Source organism: Achromobacter sp. EG18, from assembly GCF_059759395.1.
Window position 1 is genome coordinate 3221611 of record NZ_CM186213.1, and the last position, 17031, is coordinate 3238641.

Consider the following 17031-nt stretch of genomic DNA (forward strand, 5'->3'; position numbering starts at 1 on the left):
TTCGCGCTTAGCGGCGCAACGAGAGAATCACTGCGGCGGCCATTGCTGCGCGGCATGCAAGATGCGCAGGATCCGCACGGCCAGCGCATCCGCCGCATACACGATGATGTAATTCGCGCGAACGACCATTTCGCGGGTACCGGCGATCCTTCCGGGGCGGTACAGCGCGGGACGGGCGGGCAGTTGCGCCGCCTTCGTTTCAATATCGTCTTTCAGACGCTGGGCAGCGTCTGGATTGTCATCTGATATGTAGTCGACTATGGCCAACAGGTCGGCCCGGGCGGCGGACGACCATTCAACTGCGGGCACGGCGCTTCCTGTCGATCAGCGCCTGGGCTTCATCCATGACCTGCTGGTGCGGCACCGCCGGCCCCGTATCGGCCAGGGCTTCCTGGACTTTGGCGCGGAACCACGCGTCGTGCGCCTGGGCATCGGTGGTCAACCCGGCGGGCAGGCCGCCCTCCTTGGCCACCCGCGTGAGCAGGATGCGCACGGCGTCGGAAATCGTCAGGCCGAATTCGGCCAGCTTTTCGGTGGCGTCGGCTTTGAGCTTGTCGTCCACGCGGACGTGGAGCATCGAGGTCTGGGGCATGGCGATTCCTGCAATAGTGTCGGGCCAGTGTATCTCAATTGAGATACTTTTCTGCCACCAACCGCGCATTTTGCGTCCACCCATACCGGGAGAACCCGAATAAGGACTTTTGTTTCGCGTTTCCGCCCTCATCACTGCGCACAGGACGACCCCCTACGCCAGAACGGCCGCCCCGCCGCCGGGCCGCCCCAAGGCGGGGCAGCCCCCTCGGGGGGCAGCCAGCGCACCACGCGCGCGCGGCGTGGGGGCCCCTAAACCTCGCTACAATAGTCGGCTTGCCCTATCCATGGCTCGCGCGGGGATGGGCGCAGAACAAGATCGTCGACAGCACGATATAAACAAACCCAAACAGACCAAACGCAGGAGAATTACATGTCCGCTATCGATACCGCCAGCCTCGTCGTGGCCCAGGCCGCCGCCCCCGAAGGCAATGCGCTGATGGGCATGCTGCCCATCATCCTGATGTTCGTGATCCTCTATTTCCTGATGATCCGTCCCCAGATGAAGCGCCAGAAGGAACACCGCAACCTGATCGCCGCCCTGGCCAAGGGCGACGAAGTCGTCACCGCCGGCGGCATGCTGGGCAAGGTCACCAAGGTGAACGACAGCTACGTCACCGTCGAAGTCTCGGAACTGGCCGACAAGCCGGTCGAGATCATCATGCAGAAGTCGTCGGTGTCGACCGTTCTGCCCAAGGGAACCATCAAGGCCCTGTAAGCGTCCCATAGGAGCTCCGCCGCCGGGCCCCGGGGTCCGACGGCAGCCGCCCCGCCGCCCGTCGCGCCAGCCGCCCGGGCGGCCTTTTCTCCACTCTTACATGACGTAGCCGGCAATGAACCGCTATCCCCTCTGGAAGTACATTACGGTCCTGATTGCGGTCCTTATCGGCCTGCTGTATACGCTTCCCAATTTCTACGGCGAGTCGCCCGCCGTCCAGGTTTCCAGCGCCAAGGCCACCATCAAGGTGGATCCGGCCATGCTGAGCCGGGTCGAGCAGATCCTGACCGACGCCAAGATCCCCAATGAAGGGGTCTACTACGAACAGAACGGCACGCTCGGCACCGTGCGCGCCCGCTTCACCTCGACCGACCTGCAACTGCAGGCGCGCGACCTGATCGACAAATCCCTCAATACCGTCCAGGGCGACCCGCACTACACCGTGGCGCTGAACCTGCTGCCGGCCTCGCCCACCTGGATGCGCGCGCTGGGCTGGTTCGCCCCCAAGCCGATGTACCTGGGCCTGGACCTGCGCGGCGGCGTGCACTTCCTGCTGCAAGTCGACATGCAAGGCGCGCTAACCGCCCGCTACGACTCGCTGGCCGCCGACGTGCGCTCGGTGCTGCGCGACCAGAAGGTCAACGTGGCCGGCGTCGAGCGCTCGGGCATGAGCGTGGCCGCCAGCTTCGCCAACGCGCAGGACCGCGACCGCGCCATCTCGACGCTGCGCAGCCGCCTGCCCGACCTGGAATTCACCGAAAGCGAAGAAAACGGCAAGCTGCTGCTGCTGGGCGCGCTGAACCCGGCCGCGGTCACCCGCGTGCAGGACTCGGCGCTCAAGCAGAACATCAACACGCTGCACAACCGGATCAACGAACTGGGCGTGGCCGAACCGGTCATCCAGCAGCAGGGTTCGGACCGCATCGTGGTGCAGCTGCCCGGCGTGCAGGACGTGGCCAAGGCCAAGGAACTGCTGGGCCGCACCGCCACGCTCGAAATCCGCATGGTCGACGACTCGCCCGCCGCGCAGGCCGCGCTGCTGGGCGGCTCGGTGCCGTTCGGCCTGGAGCGCTACTCCGACCGCGACGGCCGCCCGATCCTGGTGCGCCGCCAGGTGGTCCTGACCGGTGAGAACCTGCAGGACGCCCAGCCCGGCCGCGATTCGCAGACCCAGCAGGCCGCCGTCCACCTGACGCTTGACTCCAAGGGCGCGCGCATCTTCCGCGACGTCACCCGCGACAACATCGGCAAGCGCATGGCCATCCTGCTGTTCGAGAACGGCAAGGGCGAAGTGGTCACGGCCCCGGTCATCCGCAGCGAAATCGCCGGCGGCCAGGTGCAGATCTCGGGCAGCATGAGCTCCGAGGAAGCCGCCGACACCGCGCTGCTGCTGCGCGCCGGCGCGCTGGCCGCGCCGATGTCGATCATCGAGGAACGCACCATCGGCCCGAGCCTGGGCGCCGACAACATCTCGAAGGGCTTCCATTCGACGCTGTACGGCTTCCTGGCCATCGCCGTCTTCATCATCATCTACTACCACCTGTTCGGCGTGTTCTCGACCGTCGGCCTGACCTTGAACGTGCTGCTGCTGCTGGCCCTGCTGTCGATGCTGCAGGCCACGCTGACGCTGCCGGGCATCGCGGCCATCGCGCTGACACTGGGCATGGCGATCGACTCGAACGTGCTGATCAACGAGCGGATACGCGAAGAATTGCGCAACGGGGCGTCGCCACAGCAGGCCATCCACCATGGCTTCGAGCGCGCCTGGGGCACGATTCTCGACTCCAACCTCACTACGCTGATTGTCGGCCTGGCCCTGCTGGCATTCGGTTCCGGCCCGATCCGCGGTTTCGCGGTGGTCCATTGCCTGGGCATCCTGACCTCGATGTTCTCGTCCGTCGTGGGCGTGCGCGCGCTGGCCAACCTCTGGTACGGCCGCAAGAAGAAGCTCACGTCGATCTCCATCGGCGAAGTCTGGAAGCCGAAGACCAACTGAACATGCTTGCGGGCGGCCATGCCGCCCGCCACCGAATAGCCAGGGCAAAACATGGAATTTTTCCGGATTCACCGCACCATCCCGTTCATGCGCCACGCGCTGGTGCTGAACATCATCAGTCTCGTCACCTTCGTGGCGGCAGTCTTCTTCATCCTCACGCGCGGCTTTCACCTGTCGATCGAGTTCACCGGCGGCACGGTCATGGAAGTCAACTACGCCCAGACGGCGCAGCTTGAAAACGTGCGCGGCGTGGTCTCGAAGCTGGGCTACACCGACTTCCAGGTGCAGAACTTCGGCACCTCGCACGACGTCATGATCCGCCTGCCGCTGCAGGAAGGCCAAACTTCCGCCACCCAGAGCGAGACCGTCATGGCCGCGCTCAAGGCCGCCGACCAGGGCGTGGAACTGCGCCGCGTCGAGTTCGTCGGTCCGCAGGTGGGCCAGGAACTGCTGCACAACGGCCTGATGGCGCTGCTGGTGGTGGTCATCGGCATCATGGTCTACCTGGGCTTCCGCTTCGAATGGAAGTTCGCCGTGGCCGGCGTGATCGCCAACCTGCACGACGTGGTCATCATCCTGGGCTTCTTCGCCTTCTTCCAGTGGGAATTCTCGCTGTCGGTGCTGGCGGGCGTGCTGGCGGTGCTGGGCTACTCGGTGAACGAATCCGTGGTCATCATGGACCGGATCCGCGAGAACTTCCGCAAGTACCGCAAGGCGGACGTGCAGGAAGTCATCAACAGCGCCATCACGCAGACCATCTCGCGCACCATCATCACCCACGGCTCGACCCAGATGATGGTGCTGGCGATGCTGTTCTTCGGCGGCCCCACCCTGCACTACTTCGCCATGGCCCTGACCATCGGCATCTGGTTCGGCATCTACTCGTCGGTGTTCGTCGCCGCCGCGCTGGCCATGTGGATGGGCGTCAAGCGCGAAGACCTGGTCAAGCCGGTCAAGAAGGAAGGCGAGGAAGGCGAAGTCGCCTGAGCCGCTTCCCGCCCCGCAAGACCCGCCCGATGTGGCGGGTTTTTTTATGGGCGGACGAGCCTGGCGCAGGGCCCTCGGTCACTACGAATAGCCGCCCGTCCTACATGCGGATACCTTGGCCATGACCGTCGCCATGGAGGTTGACCGTTATATCCGAACAGGTATATTCATGTTTATCGAACTCCCGCGGCTCAAACAGGTTCAGGCCCGCTATGGGCCCCACAAGAGACAACCATGACGCGTACTACCGGCACCCTGAATGTTCTGCATGACCTCGGCTTTGACGACGCCGCCGATCTGACCACCCAGGCGCAGCTCGCCATCAAGCTCAACGATCTGATCGACCAGCGCCAGCTCACCCAGGCCCAGGTCGCCGCCCTGACCGGCATGACCCAGCCCAAGGTCTCCCAGATCCGCCGCTACCAATTGCAGAACATCTCGCTGGAGCGGCTGCTGCGCGCCCTGGTCGCGCTGGACCAGCACGTGGAGATACGGGTACGCAAGGCAAGGCAATCCGACACTGCCGGGATCAGCGTCGCGGCCTAGCACGAGCGGGAGGCAGCCCCGCACTGTACAGACGCTCCGCCCACTGGGTGTACGGGTACGGCTGCCGCCGTATTCGCTACCATAGGCCTCATGAAACTCGCTCTCGATCATCTCGTCGTCGCTGCCGCCGACCTGGACAGCGGCACTCGCCACGTGGCCGGCCTGCTGGGCATCGCCCCCACGGGCGGCGGCGCGCATCCGCGCATGGGCACCCACAACCGCGTGCTGGGCATGGCGGGCGGCGTGTACCTGGAAGTGATCGCCATCGACCCGGACGCGCCCGCGCCGCAGCGGCCGCGCTGGTTCGGGCTGGACCAGCCGGCCATGCGGGCGCGCCTGGCCGAAGGGCCGTTCCTGGCGCATTGGGCGGCGCGAGTCGAGGCGCCCGCTGACCTGAGCGCATGGCAGGCGCGGCACCCCGATCGCATCGCGCCCGCCATCCCCATGACCCGCGGCGACCTGCGCTGGCGCCTTACCGTGCCCGACGACGGCAGCCTGCCGGCCTGGCGCGAAGCGGGCGCAACGGCCGGCGACGGCCTGCTGCCGACGCTGATCCAGTGGGATGTGGACGCCTATCCCGGCGTCAGCCTGCCGCGCCAGCCGCTGGCCCTGGTGGCGCTGGCCGGCACCCACCCGCGCGCGGCGCTGCTGCGCCAGGGGCTGGCATGGCTGGGCGCCGAGCATCTCATCACGGTCGAACAGGCCGACGGCGCGCCGTGCCTGCGCGCCACCATCGAAACCCCGCAGGGCATCAAGACCCTGGCCTGATACGGACAATGGACACGGAGACTTCCCCATGAGCGTGACCCGCAAGCGCTTCGACGACGCGCCCTATGAACGGCAGTGCGACGCCACCGTCATCGCCGTCGGCGCCGACGGCGTCGAACTGGACCAGACCGTCTGCTACGCCCGCAGCGGCGGCCAGGCGGGCGACAGCGGCACGCTGACCCTGGCCGACGGCCGGGTGCTGGCGCTGACCGACACGGTCTACGCCGACGAGCGTCGCCGCATCGTGCACGTGCTGGCCGAAGGCGTGGCGCCGCCACCAGTGGGCGAACGCGTCACCGTGGCCATCGACTGGCCCCGGCGCCACCGGCTGATGCGGCTGCACACCTGCCTGCACCTGCTCGGCGCGCTGGTGCCCGCGCCGGTCACGGGATGCAGCATCTCGCCCGACTCGGCGCGCATCGACTTCGACCTGCCCGAGTCGACGCTGGACAAGGCCGACCTGACCGAGCGCCTGAACGCGCTGATCACGGCCGCCACCGACGTCACGGTCAACGCCATCACGCCCGAGGAGCTGGCGGCCCAGCCGGACCTGGTGCGCACCATCGGCGCGGCGCCTCCGGCCGGCACGGAACGCATCCGCATCATCGAGATTCCAGGCGTGGATCGCCAGCCCTGTGGCGGCACGCACGTGGCCAACACGGGCGAAATCGGCGCGGTGACCGTCACCAAGATCGAAAAGAAAAGCCGCACCAACCGCCGCGTGGTGGTGGCGTTCGCCTGAACCTTGCCGCCAATGAAAATGGCCGCCTGCATGGCGGCCATTTTCATTGAAGTCCGTCGGCGGCGCCTCGCGGCGCGCTCAGCCCTTCTTCCACCACCGCCACGGCGCGCGCAGCGGCCACTGGTACTTGCTACAGAGCACCCGGGGCGCCAGCAGGTGACCCACGGCGATGGCGATCGCGGCGGCGGTCAACACGTCGGACAGGTAGTGGTCCAGGTTGACCAGGCGGCTGGTCGCCACCAGCGCGGCCAGCGACAGGAAGGCCCAGCGCCAGCGCGGCGCCAGGATGCCCAGCACCACCGCCACGGCGAAGGCGGCATAGGTGTGGCTGGACGGAAAGGAATTGAACTGGTTGGCGCGCGAGAACGACTCGCCCAGCCCGTAGATGCCCTTCTCGAAGAACAGCTCGGGACGGGCCCGCGCCACCGAGCGCTTGAGCACCAGCACCACCAGCCCGCCGACCGCCATGGTCGACAGCATCAGCAGGCTGCCGCGCGCCATGCTGGCGTAGCTCATGCGCACCGGATTGCGCCAGCCGCGCGCCAGGCCGACCAGGCCGACGATGTAGAACGCCAGCGCCACGCCGATGTAGCGGCCGCTTTCGCCCATTTCACCGATCCACTCGAACGAGGTGTTGACCCCGTCGCTGACCGATTGCCGGATCCAGATCGCCAGCGGCAGGTCGACCCACAGGGCGCAGACCGCGGCCACCAGCGCCACCCCGAGACCGGCCAGCAGCCAGGCGGAGGTCGACAGCGGATTGCGGAACTCGTCCGTCGTGGCGGTCGCGGCGCCGGGCGCGAGCGTGGCGGCCGGCGGAAGGGAGGGATTCGTCGTCATCGGACCGGTCGCGTAAAGATAATTGTTCTCGGAAAGGGAATCGGCGAGGGCCAGCTATCGTAACCCTGCATTGCGTCCGCATGAAGGAAATTTGCAGCAAGGGGTAAAATTCCGCTTTTCCCCTCTCCACTGCCCCCGGGATCTACACCCGTCACGGCGACCGACATGCAAGAAACTTCCCTCAAGCGCGTGCCCCACGCGCAAGACGGCGCCGCCGCCGTCCCGCCCGCCCCCGCCACCGGCGCTCCCCGCAAGCTGTACATCCGCACCTTTGGTTGCCAGATGAACGAGTACGACTCGGACAAGATGGCCGACGTGCTGCGCGGCGACCAGGGGCTGGAACTGACCGACAACCCGGAAGACGCCGACGTCATCCTGTTCAACACCTGTTCGGTGCGCGAAAAGGCCCAGGAAAAGGTCTTTTCCGACCTGGGCCGCGTGCAGCACCTGAAAAAGACCAACCCGAACCTGGTGATCGGCGTGGGCGGCTGTGTCGCCAGCCAGGAAGGCGAGGCCATCGTCAAGCGCGCGCCCTACGTGGACGTGGTGTTCGGCCCGCAGACCCTGCACCGCCTGCCCGACCTGATCCAGCGCCGCCGCGCCGAGGGCCGCTCGCAGGTCGACATCAGCTTCCCGGAGATCGAGAAGTTCGACAACATGCCGCCGCCGCGGGTCGAGGGCGCCACCGCCTTCGTCTCGATCATGGAAGGCTGTAGCAAGTACTGCAGCTTCTGCGTCGTGCCGTACACGCGCGGCGAGGAAGTCTCGCGTCCGTTCGACGACGTGCTGGTCGAAGTGGCCGACCTGGCCGACCAGGGCGTCAAGGAAGTCACCCTGCTGGGCCAGAACGTCAACGCCTACCGCGGCCGCATGAGCGACAGCGGCGAAATCGCCGATTTCGCCATGCTGCTGGAATACGTGCACGAGATCCCCGGCATCGAACGCATCCGCTACACCACCTCGCACCCCAAGGAAATGACCCAGCGCATGGTGGAAGCCTACGCCCGCCTGCCCAAGCTGGTGTCGTTCCTGCACCTGCCGGTGCAGGCCGGCAGCGACCGCGTGCTGGCGGCCATGAAGCGCGGCTACACCACGCTGGAATTCAAGTCGGTGGTGCGCCGCCTGCGCGCCGCGCGTCCCGACCTGACGCTGTCGTCGGACTTCATCGTCGGCTTCCCCGGCGAAACCGAGGAAGACTTCGAAAAGACCATGAAACTGATCGAGGACGTCGGTTTCGACACCTCGTTCTCGTTCGTCTACTCGCGCCGCCCCGGCACGCCGGCCGCCGACCTGCACGACGACACCCCGCAGGACGTCAAGCTGCGCCGCCTGCAGCGCCTGCAGGCGCTGATCAACGAGCAGGCCGCCGCCATCGCCCGCAACATGATCGGCACCCGCCAGCGCCTGCTGGTCGAAGGCCCGTCGCGGCGCGACCCGAACGAGCTGATGGGCCGCACCGAGAACAACCGCATCGTCAATTTCGCCGCGCCCGCGCGGCTCATCGGACAGATGGTCGACGTCATCATCACCGAGGCGCACACCAACTCGTTGCGCGCCCGCGTGGCCGACGTCGACCGCGATCCCCAAGAGGCCGAATGACCACTTCCCGCCCCCGCGCCCGCCGCAGCATGCCCGTCGTCGTCACCCTGGACGGCGACAACACCCACCTGGCCAACCTGTGCGGCCCGCTGGACGAGAACCTGCGCCAGCTCGCCGACGGCATGGGCGTGAAGCTCTCGCGCCGCGGCAGCCGCGTCACCATCGAAGGCGACAAGGCCGAACTGGCCGGCCGCGTGCTGCGCCGTTTCCACGAGCAGGCGGTGCACCGCGCCCTGTCGGTCGACGACATCCAGCTGGGGCTGGTCGAGATCGGCGTCGGCCGCCAGGAAGAAAAGCTGCAGGACGCGCCGGCCCGCGAGGCCGATCCGCTGCCGTCGCTGGACGACGACAGCGACGCCATCGCCCTACGCACCAAGCGCAGCGACCTGCGGCCGCGCACGCCGCGCCAGCGCGACTACCTGAACAACATCCTCAAGCACGACATCACCTTCGGCGTGGGTCCGGCCGGCACCGGCAAGACCTGGCTGGCGGTGGCCTGCGCCATCGATGCGATGGAGCGCGACACGGTGCAGCGCCTGGTGCTGACGCGCCCGGCGGTCGAGGCCGGCGAGCGCCTGGGCTTCCTGCCCGGCGACCTGGCGCAGAAGGTCGACCCTTACCTGCGTCCGCTGTACGACGCCCTGTACGACCTGATGGGCTTCGAGAAGGTGCAGCGGCTGTTCGAGAAGCAGACCATCGAGATCGCCCCGCTGGCCTACATGCGCGGCCGTACGCTGAACCACGCCTTCGTCATCCTGGACGAGGCGCAGAACACCACGCCGGAACAGATGAAGATGTTCCTGACGCGCATCGGCTTCGGCAGCAAGGCCGTCATCACCGGCGACCCGTCGCAGGTGGACCTGCCGCGCGGCCAGGAAAGCGGCCTGGCGCACGCGGTCAAGGTGCTGCACGACGTGCAGGGCATTGCCACCACCCGCTTCACCAGCCGCGACGTGGTGCGCCATCCGCTGGTGGCGCGCATCGTCGATGCCTATGACCGGGCCGCGGAAAATGACGCCTGAACTGTCCCTGTCCGTCCAGTACGGCGTCGAGGAACCCCGCCTGCCGCGCTGGCGCCTGCGCCGCTGGGCCGAGCGCGCGCTGGCCGCCGCGGCCGAGGATGGCCTGGTGGAATTCAGCGCCGCCGAGCTCAGCCTGCGCCTGGTGGGCGCGGCCGAGGGACGCCGCCTGAACCGCGACTTCCGCCAGCGCGACTACGCCACCAACGTGCTGACCTTCGAGTACGGCGTCGATCCGCTGGGCGTGGCGCGCGGCGACATCGTGATGTGCGTGCCGGTGCTGGTGCGCGAGGCCCGCGAGCAGCGCAAGGCGCTGCTGGACCACGCCGCCCACCTGACGCTGCACGGCGTGCTGCATTCGCTCGGCTACGACCACATCAAGGCGCGCGACGCCCGCCGCATGGAAGCGCTGGAAACCGCCACGCTGGCGCGCATGGGCATCGCCGATCCCTATCTTGCCGCCTGATTCACGGGCCTGGGGTCAACCCTGAGCAATCGACGCGAAATGGCGGCCAGCAAGGCGCAGATCGCGTCGGTTGGACCCATTTTCCGGGGTCGCGTTACAAATTGCGCGCCAGATTCGGTTATGCTGGCCCCTCCATAACTTGTCCTCCCGGACGATGTCTGACCCTTATCCTGCTCCCGAAGCGACTCCCTCTCGCTCATCCAAACCCGCCACCAAATCCCTTCTAGACCGCCTGCTTTCCCTCGTGCGCCGCGAGCCCGAGGACCGTGAAGGCATCAAGGCCATCCTGGAAGCCGCGCATGACCGCGACCTGCTGGACGCGGAGTCCTACAAGATGATCAAGGGCGCGCTGGCCGTGTCCGAAGGCACCGTCGGCGACATCATGGTGCCGCGCTCGCGCATGGACCTGCTCGACGTCACGCAGCCCATTCCCTACCTGGTGGCCACCGTGATCGAAACCGCGCACTCGCGGTTCCCGGTGTACGAGGGCGACCGCGACAACATCATCGGCATCCTGCTCGCCAAGGACCTGCTGCGCTGCATGCTGGAACCCGACATCGAGGTTCGCACGCTGGTGCGCCCGGCCGTGTTCATCCCCGAATCCAAGCGCCTGAACGTGCTGCTGCACGAGTTCCGCGCCAGCCGCAACCACCAGGCCATCGTCATCGACGAGCATGGCGGCATCTCCGGCCTGGTCACGATGGAAGACGTGCTGGAACAGATCGTCGGCGACATCGAAGACGAATTCGACGAAACCGAGGAAGACTCGATCTTCCCCGAAGGCGAGAACCAGTGGCGCGTCCTGGCCGCCACCGACATCTCGCACTTCAACGACGTGTTCGGCTGCCAGTTGCCCGACGACGAATACGACAGCGTCGGCGGCTGGATGGGCGGCCAGCTGGGTCGCATCCCGCGCCGCGGCGACAGCGCCGAATTCGACGGCCTGAAACTGGAAGTGGCGCGCGGCGACGCCCGCCGCGCCATCTGGCTGCGCGTCAAGCGCGTCGCGCCGTCCCGCGGCGTTCCGCCCGATACCGACGCATGAGCCGCGCCCCCCGCGGTCCGTTCCTGCTGGGCGCGGCCGGCCTGACGCTGGCCGGCGCCGTCCAGGCCCTCACCTTCGCCCCCGGCCCGTTGCCGGGCTGGGCGCTGGCCATCACCCAGGTGCTGGCGCTGGCGGTGGCCGCCCGCGTCACCCTGTACGCGCCCTCGGCCCGCCAGGCCTGGCTGCGCGGCTGGCTGTTCAGCTTCGCCACTTACGCGCTGGGGCTGTATTGGATCTTCATCAGCCTGCACCGCTACGGCGACCTGGCCGCGCCGCTGGCGGTGGCCGCGGTGCTGGCGCTGTCCGCCTTCCTGGCGCTGTTCCCGGCCACGGCCGGCGCGCTGGCGCGGCGCTACGTGCCGCTGACGGCCGACTCGGCGCCGGGTCGCGTGCTGTCCGGCACGCTGGCCTGGGGCGCGCTGTGGGCCGGCTTCGAATGGGTCCGCGCGGTGCTGCTGACCGGCTTCCCCTGGCTCAACATCGGCTACGCGCAGGTCGACAGCCCCATCGCCGGCTGGGCGCCGCTGCTGGGCGTGCATGGCATGGCGCTGGTGGCGGCCTTCGCCGCCGCCGCCATCGCCAGCCTGTGGCGCCCGGCGGGCGACCGGAAACAAGCGCGCGACGGCCGGCGGGCGCTGGCCGCCGGCGTGGCGCTGGCGCTGGCCGCCGCCGGCTGGCCGCTGTCGCGCATCGACTGGTCCACGCCCAGCGGCGATGCACTGAACGTGCGGCTGGTCCAGGGCAACATCGAACAATCGCAGAAGTTCGACCCGGCGCTGCTGGACCAGAGCCTGCGTCGCCACCTCGAACTGGCAGCCCTGCCGCCGGCCGCGGGCGTGCCGCCGCCACAGATGATCATCCTGCCGGAAACCGTGCTGCCGATCTTCCAGGACCAGCTCGATCCCCGCGTCTGGGACGTCTGGCGCCAGGTGGCGGCGCGGCAGAACGCCGTGATCGCCATGGGCGTGCCGATCCACGACGTGCGCAATGGCCGCGACCGCTACACCAACAGCGTCATGGGTTTCGACGGCCAGACGCCGCTGAAACAGCTGACCGGCGGCAGCACCGCCATGCGCTACGACAAGCGCCACCTGGTGCCTTGGGGCGAATACGTGCCGCCGGGCTTTCACTGGTTCGTCGACATGCTGAACATCCCGCTGGGCGATTTCGACCGCGGCCCCGAGCGCCAGACGCCGTTCGCGGTGGGCGGCCAGCACATCGCCTTCAACATCTGCTACGAAGACCTGTTCGGTCCCGACCTGCTGCCGGCGCTGCAACCGGGCGCCAATGGCGAACCGGGCGCGACCATCCTGGTCAACGTCAGCAACCTGGGCTGGTTCGGCGATACGTGGGCCCTGCGCCAGCATCTGCAGATCGGGCGCCTGCGCACGATCGAAACCGCGCGCCCCATGCTGACCTCGACCAACACCGGCATCACCGCGGCCATCGACGCCAAGGGCCGCGTGGCGGCGCAACTGGCGCCGCTGCAGCCGGGCGTGCTGCCGGTGTCGGTGCAGGGCATGACGGGCCTGACGCCCTACGCCCGCTTCGGCGACAAGTCGGCGCTGGCGCTGATCGGCCTGGCCCTCATCGCCGCCTTCGGCAGCCGCCGCGCGCGTCGTCCCTGAACCATGAACGGGCCGGGTTCTGCCTGGCCCGGTTCCACTTCACAGGCCTTTGCAGGCCGCCCCCTTGCCGGCCACGCCTTTACCGGCCGTGCCTTTACCGGCCGTGCCTTTACCGGCCGTGCCTTTACCGGCCGCGCCTTTACTGCCAGCGCCTGTCCTGGCGCGCCCCTAGCGCAACAGATTGACCGGCAGCGCGCCGCTGTCGTCGAGCGGCCGCAATGGTCCCGCGCCCGCGCCCGTCAGCTCGATCGCGTCGGCGATGCGCGCCATGTCGTCGCTGTCCAGCTCCAGTTCGGCCGCGCCCAGCACGCCATCGACCTGGGCCGCGTTGCGCATGCCGACGATGGCGCCGGTGACGCCCGGCCACGCCAGCGTCCAGGCAATGGCCACCGCCGCCTGGGTGGTGCCGTGGCGTTCGGCGATGGGCTTGAGCGCTTCGGCCAGGGCCAGGTTGCGCGCCAGGTTGGGCGCCTGGAATTCGGCGTTGCGGGAACGCCAGTCATCCGCGCCCAGGGCCTGCGCCCGCGCGGCGGAAAAGGCGCCGCTGAGCAGGCCCGACTGCATCGGGCTGTAGACGATGACACCGGTGCCGTTCTGCGCGCACCACGGAATCAGGTCGTTGGCCGCCCCGCGCTGGATCGCCGAGAACGGCGGCTGCAGCGAGTCGACGTGGCCGAGTGTCTCGGCGTCCTGCAACTGCGCCAGGTTGTGGTTGGACAGGCCCACCGCGCGCACCTTGCCTTCCTGCTTCAGGTCGAGCAGTTCCTGCCAATAGGCTTCGAGCGGCGTGCCGTCGCCGGCCGGCCAGTGCATCTGGTAGAGGTCGATCCGTTCCACGCCCAGGCGTTGCAAGGAGCCTTCGATTTCACGGCGGATGCTGGCCGGCGCGCCATTGCGTCGCGGCGTGGCCCGCGGCTGGTCGGGGGACCAGGTCAGGCCGCACTTGGTGAAGACGTAGGGGCGGTCGCCGGGGCTCATCTGCGCCAGCGCCCGTCCCACCACTTCCTCGGCATGGCCCAGCCCGTAGACGGCGGCGGTATCGATCCAGTTGATGCCGCGGTCCACCGCCAGGCGGATCGCGGCGATCGAATCGCCGTCGTCCTGCGGGCCCCAGCCGATGGCCCAGGCGTTGCCGCCCATGGCCCAGGCGCCCACGCCAATCCGCGTGATGAACATGTCGCTGCGCCCCAACTGGCGCGTCGGAAAGGAAGTCCTGGTGCTCATGCGAAAGAATTCTCCTGCCGGCAAGACATCATGGCGGGATACACATTGTGCGCGCCCGCGACCTTCCCCACGATAGCATTCGCGCAAACCCTTGATTTATCTCCGGCTTCCCGCGCATGCGTCCCCTTGAAAGCGACTTCCACGCAACTTTTTCATTTTTTGCATCGAACCGACTTGCACGCCGAATTTAGTTCGTGCATAATCTCGTTTCTTCGCCAACGGCACTAAACAAAACCGGCAACGAGATACGAAAAAACGAGCGTGAAAGCGTTCGGAGAAACGTAAAACGTGGCTGGAGTTGATTAGAAAAACGGGGGTATAGCTCAGCTGGGAGAGCGCTTGCATGGCATGCAAGAGGTCAGCGGTTCGATCCCGCTTACCTCCACCAGTCCAAAGCGAAGAGTAGTAAATAGTGCGGTAAAAATAGTGCAGTAGTAAAGCACGACGCAAGTCCAAGTCCCCTTCGTCTAGAGGCCTAGGACATCACCCTTTCACGGTGAGTACAGGGGTTCGAATCCCCTAGGGGACGCCAGTCTTACTGGCAGCAGTACAAGATGCAGTTGAAGTGACACAGTAGTTGAGTATGCCGCTGCGGAGCGGTAGTTCAGTTGGTTAGAATACCGGCCTGTCACGCCGGGGGTCGCGGGTTCGAGCCCCGTCCGCTCCGCCAAAAGCGCTCTACGCAGTGCCTTTCAAGAGCTCCGTCCTCGGGGCTTTTTGCATTTATAGGGTGTAAGCCTTGTTGTTTGCAGGTTGGAACGGCAGGGATTCTGGGGGGTATAGCTCAGCTGGGAGAGCGCTTGCATGGCATGCAAGAGGTCAGCGGTTCGATCCCGCTTACCTCCACCAGTAAAGCAGTAAGTAGTACAGTAGTTCGAGCAGTTGCAGTTTCCGGTCCCCTTCGTCTAGAGGCCTAGGACATCACCCTTTCACGGTGAGTACAGGGGTTCGAATCCCCTAGGGGACGCCAGTTCGCTGGCTCGCCGACCGGACCTGCAGGATCGTCCTGACAAGACGACATGCCAGAAGTGAAGTAAGCCGCTGCGGAGCGGTAGTTCAGTTGGTTAGAATACCGGCCTGTCACGCCGGGGGTCGCGGGTTCGAGCCCCGTCCGCTCCGCCAAGCACTTGCGTGCATCCCAGCAAGCCGCAAGATCCAGTTGTTCCGCAGGAGTCTTCCTGCACTGCGCCAGAAGGCGCCCGCCAAAAGCTCCGGATTCCGGGGCTTTTTTGCTTTGCGCGGCAGCAAGCGCCGTGCCGCCCCCTTCCCCCGTCTCGTCCGTTTATCCTCTGGACATGGCGCGCCGCGCAACGCATCCTGTGCGCTTGTGCCAGCCAAGCCAAGAGGCCCACGTGACCCCCAGCAACGCCGCCCCGCACGCGCATCGCCAGCACCTGCAACGCATCATCGCAGGCTTGAACGAAGGCATCATCCTGCTCGAAGCCAATGGCGCCATCGCCTGGGCCAACGCCAGCGCGCTGGCGCTGCATGGCATCGACACACTGGAGGCGTTGGGCAACACCCCGGCCGGCTACCGCAAACGCTATGCGCTGACCTACCGCAACCACCACCGCGTGCCGGCCCGGCAGTATCCGCTGGATCTGCTGGCCGCGGGCGCCGCCTTCGACGACCTGCTGCTGGACCTGACCCGCAAGGACGACCCCGACTTCCTGCGCAACATCCGCGCGCGCGGCCTGCTGCTCGAAGACGACGACGCCGACTACCGCGTGCTGATCCTGGACGACCAGACCGAGGCGTTCAACGCCGAACAGCGCTTCGAACGCACCTTCGCCGCCAATCCCGCGCCGGCACTGATCTGCCGGCTGTCCGACCTGCGCTACGTGAAAGTGAACCAGGGCTTCCTGGACATGACGGGGCTGCCGCGCGAGGCCGTGCTGGGCAAGTCGGCCTACGAACTCGACGTGCTGGACGGCGGCGAGGACAAGGACGACGCGGTGGCCAAGCTGAACGCCGGCCTGACCATCAGCCAGCGCGAAGGCGTGCTGCGGCTGGGCGACGGTGGCGCCAGGTTCGTCATCGTCGCCGGCCAGCCGATCGACATGCAGGGCGAGCCGTGCATGCTGTTCACCTTCATCGACCTGGAAAAGCGCAAGCGCGCGGAAGAGGCCCTGCAACACAGCGAGGAGCGCTTTTCCAAGGCCTTCCGGCTGGCGCCGGTGCCCATGGCGCTGTGCGAAGGCGAGTCGCTGCGCGCGCTGGACCTGAACGACGCCTTTGCCCAGGCCGTGGGCGTCTCGCCCGAGGATGCCGTCGGCCGCGAACTGACCGCGCTGGGCCTGCGTCCGTCCGAAGGCATGGCCGAGAGCCTGGCGCGCGGCGAGAGCGTGCGCAACCGCGAGGCCATGCTGGTCGCGGCCGATGGCGGCCAGCTCGACTGCCTGGCGTCCGCCGAACCGGTCATGATTGGCGGCGAGCGCCGCGTGCTGCTGGTGATGCAGGACATCAGCGAACGCAAGCGCAGCGAGACCGAACTGCTGGCCGCGATCGAGGCGGTGATGCAGGACACGTCATGGTTCAGCCGCGGCATCATCGAAAAGCTGGCGCAACTGCGCGCGCCGGCCCCGGCGTCACGCGACGTGGCCGACCTGGCGCAACTGACGGCGCGCGAACGCGAGGTGCTGGGCCTGCTGTGCCAGGGGCACGACGACGACGGTATCGCGCGCCAATTGCGCCTGTCGCGCAATACCGTGCGCAACCACGTGGCCACCATCTACAGCAAGATCGGCGTGCACCGCCGCAGCGCGGCGATCGTGTGGGCCCGCGACCGCGGCATCACCGGCCACGAAAAGCCGCGGACCCGGGGCAAAGCCGGCCAAGGCTGATGCCTGGCGCGTGTATTTA

Annotated in this window: 16 protein-coding genes and 6 tRNA genes; 18 read left to right on the plus strand and 4 right to left on the minus strand. The window is 67.3% G+C overall.

Features of this window, described 5'->3' with window-relative positions:
• Positions 1–27 precede the first annotated feature (27 nt).
• Together AC6CR5_RS14675 and relB are read right to left on the minus strand one after the other, a co-directional pair.
• Positions 28–309, minus strand: coding sequence for a type II toxin-antitoxin system RelE/ParE family toxin (locus AC6CR5_RS14675; protein ID WP_020926667.1), 282 nt, complete (start codon positions 307–309; stop codon positions 28–30).
• Positions 296–592: a type II toxin-antitoxin system RelB family antitoxin gene (gene relB / locus AC6CR5_RS14680; RefSeq protein ID WP_020926666.1), complete on the minus strand. Its 297-nt coding sequence runs from the start codon at positions 590–592 to the stop codon at positions 296–298. Before relB ends, AC6CR5_RS14675 begins: the two co-directional genes overlap by 14 nt.
• A gap of 372 nt (positions 593–964) precedes the next feature.
• On the opposite strand from relB, the gene yajC reads away from it, so the two are divergent.
• The 6 genes from yajC to AC6CR5_RS14710 all read left to right on the plus strand — a co-directional run bounded on the left by yajC (position 965) and on the right by AC6CR5_RS14710 (position 6348).
• A complete protein-coding gene (gene yajC, locus AC6CR5_RS14685) occupies positions 965–1309 on the plus strand; it encodes a preprotein translocase subunit YajC (RefSeq protein WP_006386647.1) in 345 nt (114 codons plus the stop codon).
• Positions 1310–1424: 115 nt separating this feature from the next.
• Positions 1425–3305 carry a protein translocase subunit SecD gene (secD, locus tag AC6CR5_RS14690; protein WP_006386648.1) on the plus strand — a complete coding sequence of 627 codons (1881 nt, stop codon included), beginning with the start codon at positions 1425–1427 and terminating at the stop codon, positions 3303–3305.
• 51 nt (positions 3306–3356) lie between these two features.
• Positions 3357–4292, plus strand: coding sequence for a protein translocase subunit SecF (gene secF / locus AC6CR5_RS14695; RefSeq protein WP_006386649.1), 936 nt, complete (start codon positions 3357–3359; stop codon positions 4290–4292).
• Positions 4293–4526: 234 nt separating this feature from the next.
• Positions 4527–4838: a helix-turn-helix domain-containing protein gene (locus AC6CR5_RS14700; RefSeq protein ID WP_006386651.1), complete on the plus strand. Its 312-nt coding sequence runs from the start codon at positions 4527–4529 to the stop codon at positions 4836–4838.
• A gap of 90 nt (positions 4839–4928) precedes the next feature.
• Positions 4929–5606, plus strand: coding sequence for a VOC family protein (locus AC6CR5_RS14705; protein ID WP_238927599.1), 678 nt, complete (start codon positions 4929–4931; stop codon positions 5604–5606).
• Between the two features lie 28 nt (positions 5607–5634).
• Positions 5635–6348, plus strand: a complete 714-nt coding sequence (locus tag AC6CR5_RS14710; RefSeq protein ID WP_020926663.1) for an alanyl-tRNA editing protein — start codon at positions 5635–5637, stop codon at positions 6346–6348.
• Between the two features lie 78 nt (positions 6349–6426).
• Here the strand turns inward: AC6CR5_RS14710 and AC6CR5_RS14715 are convergent, their stop codons facing one another.
• Positions 6427–7188, minus strand: a complete 762-nt coding sequence (locus tag AC6CR5_RS14715) for a phosphatase PAP2 family protein (RefSeq protein ID WP_080981477.1) — start codon at positions 7186–7188, stop codon at positions 6427–6429.
• A 165-nt stretch (positions 7189–7353) separates the two neighbouring features.
• Here AC6CR5_RS14715 and miaB point away from each other — a divergent pair, with 165 nt between their 5' ends.
• The 5 genes from miaB (at position 7354) to lnt (ending at position 12945) form a co-directional block, all read left to right on the plus strand.
• On the plus strand, positions 7354–8787 hold the full coding sequence (gene miaB, locus AC6CR5_RS14720) for a tRNA (N6-isopentenyl adenosine(37)-C2)-methylthiotransferase MiaB (protein WP_150101781.1): 1434 nt from the start codon (positions 7354–7356) through the stop codon (positions 8785–8787).
• On the plus strand, positions 8784–9809 hold the full coding sequence (locus tag AC6CR5_RS14725) for a PhoH family protein (protein WP_026385104.1): 1026 nt from the start codon (positions 8784–8786) through the stop codon (positions 9807–9809). The genes miaB and AC6CR5_RS14725 overlap by 4 nt, the downstream gene beginning before the upstream one ends.
• Positions 9799–10272 carry an rRNA maturation RNase YbeY gene (gene ybeY, locus AC6CR5_RS14730; protein WP_006386657.1) on the plus strand — a complete coding sequence of 158 codons (474 nt, stop codon included), beginning with the start codon at positions 9799–9801 and terminating at the stop codon, positions 10270–10272. Before AC6CR5_RS14725 ends, ybeY begins: the two co-directional genes overlap by 11 nt.
• A 154-nt stretch (positions 10273–10426) precedes the next feature.
• A complete protein-coding gene (locus AC6CR5_RS14735) occupies positions 10427–11317 on the plus strand; it encodes a CorC family transporter (RefSeq protein ID WP_026385103.1) in 891 nt (296 codons plus the stop codon).
• Positions 11314–12945, plus strand: coding sequence for an apolipoprotein N-acyltransferase (gene lnt, locus AC6CR5_RS14740; RefSeq protein WP_498084654.1), 1632 nt, complete (start codon positions 11314–11316; stop codon positions 12943–12945). The genes AC6CR5_RS14735 and lnt overlap by 4 nt, the downstream gene beginning before the upstream one ends.
• 168 nt (positions 12946–13113) lie before the next feature.
• Here the strand turns inward: lnt and AC6CR5_RS14745 are convergent, their stop codons facing one another.
• A complete protein-coding gene (locus AC6CR5_RS14745) occupies positions 13114–14169 on the minus strand; it encodes an aldo/keto reductase (RefSeq protein ID WP_006386660.1) in 1056 nt (351 codons plus the stop codon).
• A gap of 312 nt (positions 14170–14481) precedes the next feature.
• On the opposite strand from AC6CR5_RS14745, the gene AC6CR5_RS14750 reads away from it, so the two are divergent.
• The 7 genes from AC6CR5_RS14750 (at position 14482) to AC6CR5_RS14780 (ending at position 17012) form a co-directional block, all read left to right on the plus strand.
• Positions 14482–14557 (plus strand) — tRNA-Ala (locus AC6CR5_RS14750).
• A gap of 68 nt (positions 14558–14625) precedes the next feature.
• Positions 14626–14701 (plus strand) — tRNA-Glu (locus AC6CR5_RS14755).
• Positions 14702–14762: 61 nt separating this feature from the next.
• Positions 14763–14839 (plus strand) — tRNA-Asp (locus AC6CR5_RS14760).
• 103 nt (positions 14840–14942) lie between these two features.
• Positions 14943–15018, plus strand: a tRNA-Ala gene (locus AC6CR5_RS14765).
• Positions 15019–15063: 45 nt separating this feature from the next.
• Positions 15064–15139 (plus strand) — tRNA-Glu (locus AC6CR5_RS14770).
• A gap of 75 nt (positions 15140–15214) precedes the next feature.
• Positions 15215–15291: transfer RNA gene (locus AC6CR5_RS14775), tRNA-Asp, on the plus strand.
• 173 nt (positions 15292–15464) lie between these two features.
• Positions 15465–17012 carry a helix-turn-helix transcriptional regulator gene (locus AC6CR5_RS14780; protein WP_148319252.1) on the plus strand — a complete coding sequence of 516 codons (1548 nt, stop codon included), beginning with the start codon at positions 15465–15467 and terminating at the stop codon, positions 17010–17012.
• Positions 17013–17031 lie beyond the last annotated feature (19 nt).

Excerpts from the sequence above, each read along its gene's own strand:
- lnt (WP_498084654.1), top strand. The coding sequence starts at position 11,314 with ATGAGCCGCGCCCCCCGCGGTCCGTTCCTGCTGGGCGCGGCCGGCCTG.
- AC6CR5_RS14710 (WP_020926663.1), top strand. The coding sequence starts at position 5,635 with ATGAGCGTGACCCGCAAGCGCTTCGACGACGCGCCCTATGAACGGCAG.
- secF (WP_006386649.1), top strand. The coding sequence starts at position 3,357 with ATGGAATTTTTCCGGATTCACCGCACCATCCCGTTCATGCGCCACGCG.
- ybeY (WP_006386657.1), top strand. The coding sequence starts at position 9,799 with ATGACGCCTGAACTGTCCCTGTCCGTCCAGTACGGCGTCGAGGAACCC.
- AC6CR5_RS14745 (WP_006386660.1), bottom strand. The coding sequence starts at position 14,169 with ATGAGCACCAGGACTTCCTTTCCGACGCGCCAGTTGGGGCGCAGCGAC.
- secD (WP_006386648.1), top strand. The coding sequence starts at position 1,425 with ATGAACCGCTATCCCCTCTGGAAGTACATTACGGTCCTGATTGCGGTC.
- AC6CR5_RS14700 (WP_006386651.1), top strand. The coding sequence starts at position 4,527 with ATGACGCGTACTACCGGCACCCTGAATGTTCTGCATGACCTCGGCTTT.
- yajC (WP_006386647.1), top strand. The coding sequence starts at position 965 with ATGTCCGCTATCGATACCGCCAGCCTCGTCGTGGCCCAGGCCGCCGCC.
- AC6CR5_RS14725 (WP_026385104.1), top strand. The coding sequence starts at position 8,784 with ATGACCACTTCCCGCCCCCGCGCCCGCCGCAGCATGCCCGTCGTCGTC.
- miaB (WP_150101781.1), top strand. The coding sequence starts at position 7,354 with ATGCAAGAAACTTCCCTCAAGCGCGTGCCCCACGCGCAAGACGGCGCC.
- relB (WP_020926666.1), bottom strand. The coding sequence starts at position 592 with ATGCCCCAGACCTCGATGCTCCACGTCCGCGTGGACGACAAGCTCAAA.
- AC6CR5_RS14735 (WP_026385103.1), top strand. The coding sequence starts at position 10,427 with ATGTCTGACCCTTATCCTGCTCCCGAAGCGACTCCCTCTCGCTCATCC.
- AC6CR5_RS14705 (WP_238927599.1), top strand. The coding sequence starts at position 4,929 with ATGAAACTCGCTCTCGATCATCTCGTCGTCGCTGCCGCCGACCTGGAC.
- AC6CR5_RS14715 (WP_080981477.1), bottom strand. The coding sequence starts at position 7,188 with ATGACGACGAATCCCTCCCTTCCGCCGGCCGCCACGCTCGCGCCCGGC.
- AC6CR5_RS14780 (WP_148319252.1), top strand. The coding sequence starts at position 15,465 with ATGGCGCGCCGCGCAACGCATCCTGTGCGCTTGTGCCAGCCAAGCCAA.